This is a genomic window from Methylobacterium sp. Ger2507 (genome assembly GCF_055231875.1).
Genome location: NZ_JBUYVC010000001.1, coordinates 4,402,617 through 4,417,470, shown reverse-complemented (window position 1 = coordinate 4,417,470; position 14,854 = coordinate 4,402,617). Strand labels below are relative to the sequence as shown.

At 60.3% G+C, this 14,854-nt stretch carries 8 protein-coding genes and 3 pseudogenes; 6 read left to right on the top strand and 5 right to left on the bottom strand.

Features of this window, described 5'->3' with window-relative positions:
* The first annotated feature begins 8 nt into the window (after nt 1–8).
* The gene (locus ACV7NL_RS20445; protein ID WP_463356713.1) at nt 9–3,164 is read left to right on the top strand and encodes a P-loop NTPase; all 3,156 of its coding nucleotides are present in this window, start codon (nt 9–11) and stop codon (nt 3,162–3,164) included.
* Between the two features lie 898 nt (nt 3,165–4,062).
* Here ACV7NL_RS20445 and ACV7NL_RS20440 read toward each other — a convergent pair.
* The gene (locus ACV7NL_RS20440) at nt 4,063–4,197 is read right to left on the bottom strand and encodes a hypothetical protein (protein WP_463356712.1); all 135 of its coding nucleotides are present in this window, start codon (nt 4,195–4,197) and stop codon (nt 4,063–4,065) included.
* A 560-nt stretch (nt 4,198–4,757) separates the two neighbouring features.
* Between ACV7NL_RS20440 and ACV7NL_RS20435 the strand changes: the two genes are divergently transcribed.
* A complete protein-coding gene (locus ACV7NL_RS20435; protein ID WP_463356711.1) occupies nt 4,758–5,729 on the top strand; it encodes a hypothetical protein in 972 nt (323 codons plus the stop codon).
* On the opposite strand, the gene ACV7NL_RS20430 is transcribed toward ACV7NL_RS20435, so the two are convergent.
* On the bottom strand, nt 5,626–9,669 hold the full coding sequence (locus ACV7NL_RS20430) for a hypothetical protein (protein WP_463356710.1): 4,044 nt from the start codon (nt 9,667–9,669) through the stop codon (nt 5,626–5,628). The two genes, ACV7NL_RS20435 and ACV7NL_RS20430, sit on opposite strands and share 104 nt — an antisense overlap.
* 615 nt (nt 9,670–10,284) lie before the next feature.
* Nucleotides 10,285–10,389: pseudogene (locus ACV7NL_RS20425) on the bottom strand (IS5 family transposase); the annotation flags it as partial.
* Nucleotides 10,390–10,418: 29 nt separating this feature from the next.
* Here ACV7NL_RS20425 and ACV7NL_RS20420 point away from each other — a divergent pair.
* The 4 genes and pseudogenes from ACV7NL_RS20420 to ACV7NL_RS20405 all read left to right on the top strand — a co-directional run bounded on the left by ACV7NL_RS20420 (nt 10,419) and on the right by ACV7NL_RS20405 (nt 12,811).
* Nucleotides 10,419–10,733, top strand: coding sequence for a hypothetical protein (locus tag ACV7NL_RS20420; protein WP_463357206.1), 315 nt, complete (start codon nt 10,419–10,421; stop codon nt 10,731–10,733).
* A 51-nt stretch (nt 10,734–10,784) separates the two neighbouring features.
* Nucleotides 10,785–11,576 (top strand): annotated as a pseudogene (locus ACV7NL_RS20415) (IS5 family transposase).
* A gap of 249 nt (nt 11,577–11,825) precedes the next feature.
* Nucleotides 11,826–12,231 (top strand): annotated as a pseudogene (locus tag ACV7NL_RS20410) (transposase); the annotation flags it as partial.
* 166 nt (nt 12,232–12,397) lie between these two features.
* On the top strand, nt 12,398–12,811 hold the full coding sequence (locus ACV7NL_RS20405) for an ester cyclase (RefSeq protein ID WP_463356709.1): 414 nt from the start codon (nt 12,398–12,400) through the stop codon (nt 12,809–12,811).
* Between the two features lie 111 nt (nt 12,812–12,922).
* Here ACV7NL_RS20405 and ACV7NL_RS20400 read toward each other — a convergent pair whose 3' ends face one another.
* Nucleotides 12,923–13,492 carry a type 1 glutamine amidotransferase domain-containing protein gene (locus tag ACV7NL_RS20400; protein WP_463356708.1) on the bottom strand — a complete coding sequence of 190 codons (570 nt, stop codon included), beginning with the start codon at nt 13,490–13,492 and terminating at the stop codon, nt 12,923–12,925.
* A gap of 54 nt (nt 13,493–13,546) precedes the next feature.
* A complete protein-coding gene (locus tag ACV7NL_RS20395) occupies nt 13,547–14,629 on the bottom strand; it encodes a catalase family protein (protein ID WP_463356707.1) in 1,083 nt (360 codons plus the stop codon).
* Nucleotides 14,630–14,854: the final 225 nt, after the last annotated feature.

The following is a 14,854-nucleotide window of genomic DNA, read 5'->3' as shown; positions in this document are numbered from 1 at the left end:
GAGCAATCATGTCTGCCCGTACCCCTAAAGCCCCAAAATTTGAACTGCCTTTTGTATTTATTGATGCTGTACGCTCCGGACGCGTAGTTGTATTTTTGGGGGCTGGAGCATCAAAGGAATGCACCAATGAAAAGGGCGATAGACCTCCAAACGGAGATCAATTGAGAGATACTATGGCATTAAAGTTTTTTGGTAAGCCAATGCCAAAGCGATCTTTGATGTCAGTAGCTGAAATGGCGATTGGATCTGCTGAAGGTACAAGTATTGTTTTTGAGCATGTTAATTCTCAGTTCCAAGGTTATTCTACATCAGAAGCTCATAAAGCTCTCACAGATTTTTCTTGGAGAACCATCGCAACAACTAACTACGATACATTTGTTGAATCAGCTTATGGCGACGTGAAACGGAGACGCCAAACGCTGATACCTTTCGTAAAAGATGATGAGCCCGTCGAGCAAAGAATGATGGAGGCTTTAAATCCAGTTCAGTACTTAAAATTACATGGGTGCTTAAATCATAGGTTGGATAAAGATATTCCTCTGGTTCTAGCTTGGGAGCAATACACAACGTATGTACAAAATCGAACAAGGCTGTTTGACCGATTAAAGAGTATTGCAAAAGAATCACCTATTGTATTCATTGGCTACAGTCTTGCGGATAGCCACATCCGAGATCTTGTCAATCGCATTGAACCAAAGAGCAGGCCCCGGTGGTACATGGTAGATCCGGACGCTGAGCAGGAAGATATAAAGTATTGGGCGACTCGAAATGTAGAGGTGTTTGTAGCGCGTTTCGGGGACTTCATGGAAGATCTAAGCAAAAAAATACCGCCTTTAATGCGATTTTTACCTATAGTTCATGGAGCAGCCGAGTTTCCACTAAGAGATTATTATATTACGCAGACAGAGGAGTCAGATCAACTAAAAGCGTCATTCCAAAAAGATCTTACCTTGGTACATGCTACCATGCCTCATCCTGAACAAACCGCCGAACGCTTCTATTCAGGGTATGATACAGGTTGGGGGTGCATAATCCAAAGACTAGATGCAAAAAGGCGAATAACAGAAGATCTATTATTTAAATTAATACTTGAAAACACCTCTCCTGAGGGGCCCATGCTATTCATGGTCAGAGGGCCTGCAGGAGCTGGCAAAACAATCGTTCTGAAACGAGCAGCGTTTGATGCCGCAACGGCATACAAATCGCCTGTAGTGTGGCTTCAAGAGTCCGGCCAGCTACGAGCAGATATATTTCTAGAAATATGGGACCATATCCAAAAGCCCATATTCCTTATCATTGATCAAATTTCATTGCACGTCGACAAGCTTATTCCGTTCTTAAAAGTCATGAAAAATCGCAAAATACCTATAATGATTGCGGGGTCTGAGCGAGAAGCTGATTGGATAACCTATTGTTCTGGACTTGAAGATATAATTGCCCCGCAATTTATTCGAATGAAAGGGCTTTCTGCTGCAGAGGTTGAAAATCTACTTGACCTCTTGAAAAGACATTCGTGCCTTGGAGAACTTCAAGGCAAGCAACGTGCAGAACAAATCGCTGCATTTATGAAGCCGGAGCATGCGGATCGGCAGCTCTTGGTGGCCCTTCATGTGCTCACACGCGGAATGCCATTCGAAAAGATCGTGCTGGACGAGTATAATCGAGTTTTTCCGGATCAAGCGCGAAGGATGTATCTAGATATTTCTTCGATGAACCAGTTCGCAGTTCCGGTTCGTGCTGGTACTATATCAAGAATTTGTGGCATCGACTTTGATGATTATGAGAAAAGATTTTTTGACCCATTGATAGATATGATATCGACGGGAACGGACAATTATAGTGGCGACAAAATCTATAAAACGCGTCATCCGCGGGTTGCAGAACTGATTTTTCGTCAGGTCTGTGATACCGACAAGTCAAAAGTCGATCAGTTTGTAAGGCTAATTGAGGGGCTGGATGTAGGGTATACATCAGATGCCCGCGTCTTAGAGAGTATTTGCAAAGGAAGGGTACTCGCAGAGCATTTCAATAGCCCTGAGGGGGTTCGAGAAATTTATGAGGCGGCGATCACAGTCGCTCCAAAACAAAACTATCTATATCAACAGTGGGCGATCTTTGAGTCGAACCACCTTCAGGGCGATATCCTTCGGGCTGAATCCCTAGCGGAAATTGCCTCGGAAGCCGAACCCCGCAGCATGACATTTATACATACACGAGCGGAAGTCGCCAGGAAGAGAGCAAATCGCGAAAACTCAGTAGTGATGAAGGAGCAGCTCCGCCGTCAATCGAGGCAGTTACTTGATAGGATGCCGGTAAATGATAGATTTTCTCGATCAACATCCTGTAAATTATTAGTGGATGAGACAACAGAGCTTAGTGAGGAGCTGGAAGACGGTGAGAACGCAAGCCGTGACCGCTTTTTCGCAGAAAAACTTAAGGATACCGAAGCCTCTCTTGCTAGGGCGCAACAAGATTTTCCCGATGACGCGGAAATGTCGGAAGTAGAAGCTCGCTTGTGGAGCGGAATGAGAGATAAGGCGAAGGCAATGGCTGCCTTGGAAAGAGCCTGGAAGAAAATGCCCAAGGGTATGGGTACAGCTGTTCGCCTTGGAAAACTTCACGCCGCAACTGGCAAACCCGACAAAGAATATACCATCCTCCAGGAAGCGTTGGACAGATCACCTGACGACAAAGAGGTCCACTATGCTTTAGCAATGCATCTTTTGGCAAAAGACGAGCTAGATTTTGCAGCTGTGGAGCGCCATCTTAATAGTAGTTTCACAATGGATGATCAGAATTTTGAAGCTCGACATATGCTTGCGCAGTTTCTTTTTTTGAAGGGCGAAATTCCAAGATCGGAAACTTTGTTTCAGGATATATCTAGGCGGGCACCTAAAAGCTTTAGAAAGTTTGCGCCTAAGAACGACAACGCGATTACAGCACGCATACCGCCTCTAGCGGGAAGTGTAGACCAAGTTAGGGAAGGATTTTTCTTTATAAGAACAGGATCGTATCCTGCAAAAATATTTGCTCACCGATCTGAGTTTGACGACAGAGAAGTCGATGATATCGAGGCAGGTGTCGAAATTGATATGAGAGTTCGCTTCAATCGTAGTGGGCCAGTAGGGATTAATATTAGAAGGAGAAATGCCCCCCGGAGCTAGAACTTGTAATTTTTAATTTATTGTACCATCGGATGCCATGCTTGATGTCATAAAATCGACCACTGATATCTAAGCAGGCTCCGATGGTACGTACTGATCTGAAAGGTTCCTATTGCGCCCTCTTATTCGGTTGGTCAACGAGCCAATCGCACTTCGGGAACACGGCGATCGGTCGTGTCTATCGAAATTTTCCCCTACAAGCCCGAAATTTGATGCAAGAACTTATGCGGTGTCAGGCGTTCCATTGCTCGCCACCCGTCGGGGTCGGTCGCTGCTAAACCCGGTATATTCAAGGACTTTAGTGTGGATCGTCATCGAAGGATGACCCCTCCCACAATTCTGCTTAGGCCATTGCCAATTTGACTGAATTCGCCGTCGAGGTGGGCGCATAATAGGGGCCGATCTGACCCTACCCATATCTCAGATCTTTTTAATTTATTAAATACTTGGCGGGGCTTCGAATGGAATCATGCTTGAACGCCGATCTACAGCCTGAGCCAGTTGGCACGTATAACGCAAAGGTCGCCGATACCGTGGCGGCCTCGACTTGAGGCGGTCTATGGGATTAGCCCCTGAAAGCGGGATGTGCGTTCGCGACTGCGTCGCTTCGGTTGAAGCTGACGCCAATCATCATGCGTCCCGGTATAGCGGTGAAAAGACGGGCCCGGCCAGATCGGCGCGGGCCCAAGTTGGCTGCACCGAACCCATGTTCAGGTCGCGATGACTGTCTAAAGTTTAGCACACACGGCGATTCGCTGCCATCTCCGCGCTCATCGAGCTCGGTTCGTGACGAACATTTTAATCCGTGCCAACATCCGATCCAGTTCCCTGCGATACCCGGCCCGGCCTCTGGCGAAGCGGTTGACTAAACCCCAGCCACGTCGCCGCCCACGACCTCTCACTCACCGAAAACATGCCTGCTATCGTCCCAGACCTGCGCCCGCGTCAGCGTCATGATCGCCGCCAGAATGGCTTCGTTGATCTTGCTGAACGCCTGCAGTTGGACCCGGTGGCGATCAGCACCGTCCTGCACCTCTTCGTGTTACCGGGCGGCAGAGGATATGGGCGACAGCTCAGGCATGCCGGCATGGTGTGAGCAAGCCTGGCAAGGCAGGAAAGCACGGCGACGGCGCGCCGAGGCCCAGGGAGCCTCGCTGGCGTGCCGCTGATTCCGGACCGGGCCGAACCTACTGCGACGGAGGGACCTTACCAGGCGTGGCCGGGAGCGGTCATAGCGAAGCACCAATCGCCGCGCCATCCCGGCGGTGACGAGACCTTCGTCTGCCTCCTATGAAACGGCGCGTCAGCGCCTCCTAGAAGCCTTCCATCAACGGAACGCCTTATCCTCACGCGCGAAGCGAGGCCCTTGAGGCCTCGCGCCACGCGCGCCTTGGAAAGCTGCTGACCATCAATGAGAGCGGCGCCCCCAAGAGGGGGCTTTGCCCCGCTTCGCGCCCCATTCCTACGGAAGATGGGTACCCCTAACCCCTGACCCCGTTCCCTGAATGGCAAAGTTTCGTTACGTTACAATGACTTGTTGCACTATGCTGGGCTAAGGTTTATGATGCTCCAACCATCTGCTCGATGCACCCCATGCTGCCCCTCTCTCGAGCCCTCGCGACGACCTTGGTGCTGGCATGTAAGGCCACGGCATCGCTTGATCCACACGGCTCACGCGTCGATGCCAAGGGCGTCCGCATGATGCTGGTGCTTCTCTCGCGTGCCGCTTGCCGAGACGTGGACCCGGATGACTGGCGTTCCGCCCGCTTCGATTGGCGAGAAACAAAGGAACGACCGCACGAGCCGCTCGTCGTCGCCCGCAAGGCGTTGTGTCGTGACTACGGCTGCGTCGTGTTGGCCAGCGCCGTCAAGGCTTACGGCCGCGCTGCCCTGGTGCAGGCAACACTGAGCGGCGAGCCCGGCTTTGGCTTCGTCGTGCCGGTGCAGGTTGGCGTGCGCTCCGTCGCCGGGGGCCCGATCCGCCGGTCGCTCCACCCCAGGACTCAGGAACTACACCTTCGAATCGAGCAAACACTGGCGGCGGCTGCCCACCCTCTCTCCGACGCGTCGGACGACGGCGAGCCGCCGCCCTTCGTCTTCGATGCTCGTCCCTTGAAGCGGTTCCGATGTCGCTACAGCCCACTGTTGCTGCTCCGGGCGGCCGCCTGGCACGATCCGTACACTGCCATCCCGAAGGCGTGGAAACCCCGTCGGGTGAAGCGTGGCGACCTGATGTTAGACATCCCGGCGGCCGAGGTGCAGGCAGCGTTGGGCGTGACCGGCTTGGCGAAGGCGGCTCAGGTCGAGGCGAGCGTGCTCAAGCCGGCCGCGGCCGACTTTTCGAGGGTTGGCCTTATCCTGGGCTTCGAGTGGCTGCGGTCTCCCAAAGGCATTGCCTACGCGCTGCGGCTTCGGCTGCCGCACCCGGCGGAGGTGGTGCTACCGCGCCAGGTCCGGAAGGTCAGAAGGTCTCGACGAGCCCCGCTGCCTCAAGGAGAAAGTCCTCGTCCGGAGGGCCTTCGTGCGATCCCTCGGAGCCGCCCTCGACCGGCTCACTTGTACTAGCCTCGGCTTCGACATGGTCCGCGCGCCACTTGTGGCGGATTAGGATCGTCTGCACCTCGATATCGGTGTCCTTCATGATCGCGGCCCCGCCGTCGCTCATCCAGGCCGTGGCTCGCTTGACCCGGTTGATGGTCTCCTCGCGGTCGATGGCTTCCTGATCGAGGCGCTCCGCTCGGGTGCCGATCTCGGTCGAGACCTTGTCGCCACCTTCGGCCCGGGCATACCCCTGCTCCGGCTTGGCGCCCTGTGCCAGGACCTCAACGTCCTCGGCCTCGCGCCCGGCGGCGCGGTAGGCGTCTACGGTGTGGGAAACGAGGTTCGCCTCGCCAACCCAGGCTGGCATTTGGACGTCGAGCGGTACGCCATCGACCGTGGCGCGGACGGCGACCAAGCCCTTGGACCAACGGCCTGACACGTCCCGACCGAGCAGGCCCATTTCCTCAAGGACAGCCTGAGGCGCACCGCGCAGCCGGATGTCCGAGGCGGTGTCGGTGATCACCCCGGCGTCGGCGAGACCAGTGCGGCGGATGGTGTCGAAGACCGCGCCAAGGCGGGCCGGGTCCGCGATGTCGGCCAGCGAGATCACCTCATCAACGACGAACCCCGCGGGCAGGACCTTCGAGCCTGCGACCCACAGCGGCGCCTCGCCGAGGCGGTAGACCGGTCGGAGGCGGCCGGCGAACTGGCAGAGCTCCTCCTCGCGGAATTGCATCTGCACGATCCTGGCCCACTCTCCGGCGTGCTCCGTGACCTGCACCGATACGTCGCCACCGTCGCGCAGCGGATAGCTCCGGGTGACATAGGTCGGCCCAATCCGTTCTGGAGAGCCGCGTTCGTCCAGCACGAGGGAGCCGTCCTCCTTGTGCATGAGACCGTCGCCCCACCGGTCGATGGGCCACTCAGGGACCTCGTCGTCGTAGGTCAGGGCACCGACGAGGGCATCGATGATCCTCACCGGGAACTCGTGCCTCCCGATACTGAAGGCGGCGAGGTGCTCCCGGGCGAAGTCCAGGCCCCGCACCGCCCCGTAGTGGGCGAAGTCGACGTTGGGCGCCTCGGCCCAGCCTTCCTGGAGCGCGATGCGGACGGACTTCGGGGCACCCACGAGGACGCGACCGTTGCCGTAGAGGACTGAGGCCGCGGTCACGGCATGGCGCATGCGGGCGATAGCCGTGGCGACTTCTCGCTTGGACTTCGCGGCCCCCTTCTTCGTCGAGTCCCGCACCTCGGCCAAGTCCATGCGGAACCGCGAGGTAGCCCACGTGCTGTCGGCAAGCAGGACCGTACGCAAATTGAGGGAAGCGTCGATGGTCGTCACCTGCACGTCGCGGCCGCCGAAGAGCTTCGACGTCAACTTGGCATCGGCCGAGGCGTCGAGGAGCATCATCGGCGTCTCCTCGAAATTGACGTCCGCGCGCCAGGACAGACGGACCGTCTTGCCGCCGTCGAGGGCCTGAATGCGCATGTCGCGATCACCCCGGGAAAGGCGCCGGACGGGGAAGTCGACGCCACCGTTGAGGCTGCGGCTGACGGCATCGAGCTTGAGCCCTAGGAGGCGCTCCGAGATGACCGTCCAGAAACGCCATTCCTCGCGCAGGCACCGGCCCTTCGGACGCTGCGCCAGCGCCTTGATCCCCTTCAGGGTCATCAGGGGATGCAGCTTTTGTCCTGCGTCCTGGGCGCGGCCACAAACCTTGATCGCATCCTCGACCATTGCGGCTGCGCCCTGCGTGGCGAAGATCTCGAAGGCCGGGTCACGCCCGGCCCGCAGGGCGGCAGAGGCGATGCGCGCGACGGCATCGCGATGGACGGAGAGGTCCTCGCCCGACATGCCTAGATCGTGCCGCTTATACGTCCGCGGTGGAGCCCTGCTCTCATCGAGGACGGATACGGGGAACGTTGTGTGATGGAGGATCTCGCTGAAGGCGCGCTCGTCCCAGATCACGCCCGCAACGCGCTTCTTCATACCGGCGGGGAGCTGCGTCACCGAGAACGTCGAGGGAGCGAATATCACGTCGGCCATCATCAGGGCCTCGCGTGCCTTGATGACCGGGCAGACCTTATAGTGGGGGCAGAACTTCTCCTCCTTCCGCTCCCCGCCCATGTCGACCAGCGCGTGGCACAGGTTGCCGGTGGCGATGCCGGCTTTTGACAGAACGTCGAGCTCCTCCTTGCGCAGACAGCCCGCCCGCTCCTTGCCTTCGAGGATGCCGTACTTGATCCCCTGTGGCACGTCGCGCGCTGCGGCCAAGGCGTTCCGTAAGAAGACGTTGCGACCACCCGCCTTCTGCTCCTGGAAGCGCCGGACGCTCTCGCCGAGGTTTTCGTAGGACGGCTGCAAGAAGAAAATGGGGCCACCGACCGGCCCACGCTCTGCGATGTTTTCCGATATCACCCGAAGGGTGGTCGACGTCTTGCCGGCACCGGTGGGCGCGCGTAGGAGCTCCACCGGCGTCAGCGGGGCGTCTTTGCCCAGCCGCACGCCCTCGCGCACGGTCCGCATGAAGTGCTCGCATGGGCCGACGATGGCTTCGGAGACTCTCAGGGCCTGTACGAGCCTGGCCTCGTGCGAGATCAGAGCGCGCTCGGCCGCCTTCGTCGCGTTTGGCGGCGTGCGTTTCACGTCCTTCGGCAAGACTGCTTTGTTCACGGGAATCCAGGCTAAGTCGTCGCCCTCGGCGCGGGCGACGGCAATGGGGGAGCGGGCGGTCGCCTTGACCTGTCCCGTCGTCTCGTCCCGGTAGACCCCCTCGATCTCGATCTCGCCGCGGGTCAGCTTGGCGGCGGAGGAGTCGATGCGCTGGCGGCAGGCGCGGATGAGGGCGTCGTGGCTGGAGAACTTCTTGCCCATGCCCGCGAACGAGGCCTCGCAGTCGGCCTTTAGCTCGGCGGCGAGATGGTGGCAGCCCTCAACCGTTAGGGCCATGCTCGGGTTGCGGCAAACGTAGGCGTACGCCCGGGTGTGGATGTAGGTTTCCCTCCCATCGATGACCCGGCCCTTAGCGTCCCACTTGATCCCACCCATGGCCGTCGACTTGCCGGGCCGGACGAAGCCAGACGGGGTCATGTGGGCGGCATCAAGAAACACGCCGCCACCACCCTTGCCGCGCGAGAGGGCGTTCCGAAGCTGGGGGATGTGTACCCCGGCACTGTCGACGGCCGAGAGGAAAGCTTCGAGTTTGGCCTGCGTGACGAGGGGCGCATGCTCAGGTCCGTGCGTATCCGGACGCATCTTCCCGACCCACTGGAACACGGCGCTCGTTTTATGGTGCTGGCCGAAGATCGTGAGGGGCTTGGCGCGTGCCAGGACCTCGATGCCCTGGGCTTCTTCCTGGCCGTCGAGGCCCTCGACGCGGTGGGTGCGATTGCCGACGGGGTCGCTTAGGTCGTTTCGATAGATCAAGGCGATGCGCGGTGCGCGTCCGATGCGCCTAAACTCTGTCCGACCGAGGATCTGATCGGCAATCCTAATGACGGTCTCGGCCTGTTCGGCGCCCCCGACGTCGATGTCGATCGTAAACGCGTTGCCGCTTGCCGGGCCGTGGATCAGGGCCGTGTTGCACCGGCTGTCTGAGACGGCCATGTGCCGGACGTCGTCAAGTGTCGGTCGCGTGCAGACGTACGGCGCCCACAACAGAGCCATACGCGACTTCCCCCCGGCGAGCAGCGTGATCGGACCGCGTCGACCGGTGCGCTTCTGTCCCATGATGCTCCAGCCGAGTGCAAGCGCCTTGGGGGCCACGACGGCGAAGTCCTGCTTGGCGCGATCCAGCTTCCACGCATTTTCGCGGGCCCGCTGTTCCAGCACGGGGCGCAGGGCCTCCCGGGCGGCTTCCTCAGCGGCTCGCTCTTCGAATTCCGTGACGCGGACGATCTTGGCACCCGGAAAGTGGGCCAGTACGTCGCGGATGTGTGAGGAGATTGCTGGGGTGGTTGTCACGCTTCGTTACCGTGCGATGGGTTCATTCATTCGGCAGCAAGGCGAGGAATCTTTATCCGGCCTGCAACTCTCGCGAATTGCGAATCCGGCGCGTTCCTCGTCCGAATTAAGAGGTTAGCTCTCGGCTCAGAAATCCGCCACAGTGTGGTTCAGTCATCGTCGAGCGGCCTATTTCCTGGAGCAGCATTCATTGAATTCACTAAACTGCTTGGCAAGGGCCTGGGCGCTGATCGCGGTGTCCAGAGTTGACGCGGGGACACCGGATCTAGACTCGGCCTGCAAGCAAGGACGGCACTGTTCGTCCTTCGCGAGACGCTAAAATGCCATTACAACTTGAATTGCATAATTTCCGACGTACAAATCGATACGTTGGACCTCTTTCCGGGCGGAGGACCCTACGCGTGATCTCTTGCACAATGATGCGCGCACGAGAGCAAAATTATGTTCCAATAATCGTTATTTAATAGTAGGAAAATCTAAAATAATAGTGGCCCCAATAGGTTTGGATTGTCGCCAATGGCTAATCGAGGGCTCTCGTGAGGCGCAGTCTTAAAATCCCGTCGTCCTGGTTGGGGGGGCGACGCTCCCGTCGACCTGCGGGGACCGGGAATGTCATCACTTAAGGTGATCGAGAGCTGCAGCAGGGGAAAGTACGCTCATGAAGTTGACGGCACTCTTTTCGTAGCAGGTGGCGATGGCGCGCCACTTCTTGAGTGGTGCCTTACATGCCGCGGTGGGATAATGTCCGCATGATCGAGCCCATGCCCGCCAAGCTGCATCAGTCCCGCTCTGCTCGTCAAAGGGAGGATGCACGGGATCGTGCCCGGCGGTCCCGTGAGCGCCAGGCGAAAGCCACTGAAATGGGCGCCGCGCTCCTTCGGGCGGTCGCCTTCGAGGCCGGGCTTCAGAAGCGCGATGGGAAGGTCGTGGTTCGCGACGAAGCGCTCGATCTCGCGCAAATCGTGGCTACTGCTGCCTATATGATGCTGGGCTCGGGCGACGTCGAGGCGTTCAGACGCCGCAAGGTCGAGTTGGCCGAGCACCTAGCGTCCTACTCCGACTAGGGCGTCTCTGCAAAGGGTTCACGGCTGTGTGATGGCCCCTATGTGATCGGGATGGGCCGCTACGAACTGACCGATGCGCAGTGGGAGCAGATCGCTCAGCTGGTGCCTCCGCAGAGGCCGCGCACGGGCCGGCCAGCGGAGGATCACCGCCAGGTCCTGAACGGCATGCTCTGGATCTTGCGCACGGGCGCGCCCTGGGCGGATCTGCCGGCCCGCTACGGTGCTGTCGGGACCGTGTCGAGCCGGTTCTATCGCTAGCGCAAGGCCGGCGTGTCCGACCGGGTGCTGCCGTGCCTGCAGGCGCAAGCCGATGCCCGAGGCGAGCTCGACTGGGACCTGCACTTCGTCGACGCCACGGTGGTGCGCGCCCACCAGCACGCCGCCGGTGCCCGCCGGTCCGGCGCCATCGGGGTGTAAGGGCACGGTCGAGGGGATCGGTGAAGCGTCGAGCGCAGTCAGGGCGGATTCTCGACAAAGCTGCACCTGCGCGCCAAGGGCGGCGGTAAACCGATCACGGCGGTGCTGACGGCCGGCGAGCGCCACGAGCAGTTCGCCCTGGACGCGCTGATGGACAAGGAGGCGGTGCCACGCTCTGGCCGAGGGCGCCCACGCTTGCGTCCCCACCGAACCTGCGGGGACCGGGGCTACTCCAGTCCACCGGCCCGCTGCCGCCTTAGGCAGCGCCGGATCGAGCCAGTCATCCCGACCCGCAAGGATCAGCCGCGTCAGCCCGGCTTCGACAAGGCCGTTTACCGGGAGCGCAACAAGGTCGAGCGGCTGATCGGACGCCTCAAGCAATATCGCCGCATCGCCACCCGCTACGAGAAGCGGGCCACAAACTAACTCGCCATGGTCGCCCTCGGCATGACCATGCTCTGGCTCACATGACTTTGCAGAGACGCCCTAGAGCCGTTCCCCTTCGGATTGGGTCTGGAGTACCCGCCACGAACATCCGCAATGGGTGGATTTCCGCCAGTCCGCTTTCGGGTGGCGGATAGATCGAAGCGGATATAACCGCGGGGACCGCTTCCGACCCTGGCTGTGTCAAAACGCCGATGATGGTAGTTTTTTCCGGGATGATCGGAGGCTGGCATGGGACGGTTTGTGGTCGGTGCCGAGCGCCATCAAATGACGCTGTTTCCCGCCTTGTCTTGAAGATTGGATCGCCGAGGACAACCCGGTCCGCGTACTCGATGCCTTCGTTGAGGCGCTGGATTTTGGCACTCTCGGCCTGGCGGGCGTCGATGCGGCGGCGACGGGACGACCGGGCTACCATCCGGCCGCACTTCTGAAGCTCTACGTCTACGGATACCTCAACCGAGTCCCGTCGAGCCGACGTCTGGAGCGTGAAGCGGACTGCAACGTCGAGGTCATGTGGCTGACGGGCCAGCTGTCGCCCGATCACAAGACCATGGTCGAGTTCCGCCGGCAGAACGGATCGGCCATCGGGCGCGTCTGTGCCCGCTTCGTCGCGTTGTGCTGCGAGATAGGCCTGCTGTCCCAGCCAGCGGCCGACTGGTTACCGCGCCGCGATCCGGCGTCATGCCTAGCGGTCATCCCGACTTGGTCGTGCGCGGCATCGGCAACGTCCGACCGTGGCGGGAGTTTCCCGTGAGTCGAGATACCCAGCGCCGTGTCGCTGCCTTCAAACCCCAAGGAACACCATGTCCCGCGAGACCAGCATCCAAGCGACCGAAAAGTTCGGTGAACTCGTCAACGGCGGTCGGTTCGATGCCTTCCCCGAGGTCGTCGCCCCGGATTGCCACGACCACGACCCGGCGCCGGGCCAGCACATGGGTCCCGAGGGATACCAGGCTTTCTTCACGCAGCTCCGTTCCGCCTTCCCCGACATGCAGGTCGAGGTGAAGAAGCTCGTTGCCGACGGGGACAGCGTCGCCTTCGCCTACACGCTCACCGGCACGCACCAGGGCGACTTCAACGGCCACAAGCCGACCGGGAAGGCCATCAAGGTCCGTGGTATGCAGATCGGCCGCTTCGTCGACGGCAAGATGGTCGAGCGGTGGGGCTCATCCGACGAGCTCGGCATCCTCAAGCAGATCGGCGCCATCAAGGGCTGATGGAGGCTTCCGCGAAGGCGTCCCGGCCACGGGACGTCGTCAAGGTATGGCCCGGGGCGGCCCATCGACCGCCCCGGAGACTCAAGAGCGGATCGCTGGCTACCCGACCCCTCAGGCGCTTCGAGCCTGCTCGGGATGGCGGCCCTCCGCGAACTCCTCGACGATCTTGGCGCAGAAGGCCGGGAGGTCCTCGGGAGTGCGGCTCGTGACGAGCCCCTTGTCGCAAACGACTTCCTCGTCGACCCAGGTGCCGCCGGCGTTCTCGATGTCGCGCCGGACCGTGGGATAGGAGGTCAGCGTCCGTCCCTTCACGACGTCCGCTTCGATCAGGGTCCAAGGCCCGTGGCAGATGACGCCGACCGGCTTGCCTGCGGCGAAGAAGTCCCGAACGAACGCCACGACATCTTTGCTCGCCCGGAGCTTATCGGCGCCGACGCAGCCGCCGGGGATGACGAGCCCGTCGTAGTCCGCCGCTGACGCTCCCTCGATGATCCTGTCCACCTGGTAGCGTCCGGCCGGATCGAGGTCGTTGTTCACGGTCTCGGCCTCGCCGGCCTCCAGGCCGATGACCGTCACGGTCGCCCCGGCCTGCTTCACCGCCTCATGGGGCTTGGCGAACTCCGGCTCCTCGGTACCGCGCGGTGCGATCAGGATCGCGATCTTCTTGCCCTGCAAGCTCATGTCATCATCCTTCTGAATGTCGTCATTTAACGGAGGCGCTGTTCGCGCCGTTCCTCACGCCGGGATGCGGTCGATGCTGGCGGAATCCTCGGCCGCTACGCCGTTCTCGCGGTGGCGGAAGTCGCTCAGCGCCCGGTAGACCTGGAGGCGTGCCCGCATCACCGAACCGAGCGGCTGGTGCGCCGCGAGGCTGTGCGCCGGGCGGAAAGTCATCACCTCGTCGAAGTAGCGCACCCGATCCGGCGAGTAAGCGTCCTGACGCGGCAGGCGCAGCGTCGCCACCGTGCGGTAGGGGCTGACCGAGACCGGCCAGTCGACCGAGGCGTCCTCGATGGGCTGCCGCTCGGCATCCGCCCAGAGCTGCGCCTTCAGCTCGAACACTACCTCGTTCTCCCGGAAGAACGCGACGGTGGCGTGCCGGAAGCCGTCCTCGTCCTGGTGCGGGTCGAGCCGCCACTCGGACAGCGCACGTTGGGACTCGTTCGCGGGTACAGCCCCGAGCTTGGCAACGTAAACGCCGAAGCGTACCGGCGCCTGGCTGAAGTAGCTGTCGGCCAGCGGGTGGCTGTAGGGGTGCCCGAAGAAGTCGGCGAGCGCGCTCTCGGTGCCGAAGGCATGCAGCGCCTTGTTGAGGTTGCGCATGGTGGAGGACACCGCGCTCTTCACGCCCTCCGGCAGACCAGTCGACTTGCCGATGACAGTGCCGTCGCGCAGGAAGCCCGCCGCCGTACCGGACGGAAAGGTGGTCCCGGTCGCGAGGACGAAATCCTGGGTGTCGACCGCGTGGCCGGGCAGCTTCTCGCCAAGGACGTCGAAAACCTTGATCGACATTCCGCGGTGGGTTGAGACCCGGTCACTTAGGGTCTCGCCCGGTCCCTGAGCGAAGCGAACCGCGACGGGATGGGTGCCGGGAGTGGCGAACAACCCTTGAGCCAGTTCGGGCGGCAGGCCGGTCGCGATCGTCAACTCGCCAGTGACGCAGGCCGAACTCTTTGCATGGCTGGCCCGCACCGCATGGTGCTCGCGCCTCTCCACCGTCTCGGATTGCTGCGTCATGCCGGCGATGATGCCGTCAATCGTCTTCTGCTCGTCCGCAGCAGGCTTCTCGATGCCGGGGGCGTATAGAAGGTAGGTCATGGTCTTCCTCACGGTGATCGGTGAAATGAAGCGGACCGCGGCAGGAGAGAGGGCGGCGGACTCTGGGTACTACGTATTGAGTCTGAAACGAGATCCCGTTCCGAATATCGAGGGACGGCCGCGGACCGTTCCCGGATGACCTTGCGTCCATCGAAAGTCTGCCTGAGGTCGGCTGCGCCATGAGTTGGCTTCGAAGCGCTGCTTCGTTTTCTCGGTAATGGAAGA

Excerpts from the sequence above, each read along its gene's own strand:
- ACV7NL_RS20420 (WP_463357206.1), top strand. The coding sequence starts at position 10,419 with ATGATCGAGCCCATGCCCGCCAAGCTGCATCAGTCCCGCTCTGCTCGT.
- ACV7NL_RS20445 (WP_463356713.1), top strand. The coding sequence starts at position 9 with ATGTCTGCCCGTACCCCTAAAGCCCCAAAATTTGAACTGCCTTTTGTA.
- ACV7NL_RS20435 (WP_463356711.1), top strand. The coding sequence starts at position 4,758 with ATGCTGCCCCTCTCTCGAGCCCTCGCGACGACCTTGGTGCTGGCATGT.
- ACV7NL_RS20395 (WP_463356707.1), bottom strand. The coding sequence starts at position 14,629 with ATGACCTACCTTCTATACGCCCCCGGCATCGAGAAGCCTGCTGCGGAC.
- ACV7NL_RS20405 (WP_463356709.1), top strand. The coding sequence starts at position 12,398 with ATGTCCCGCGAGACCAGCATCCAAGCGACCGAAAAGTTCGGTGAACTC.
- ACV7NL_RS20400 (WP_463356708.1), bottom strand. The coding sequence starts at position 13,492 with ATGAGCTTGCAGGGCAAGAAGATCGCGATCCTGATCGCACCGCGCGGT.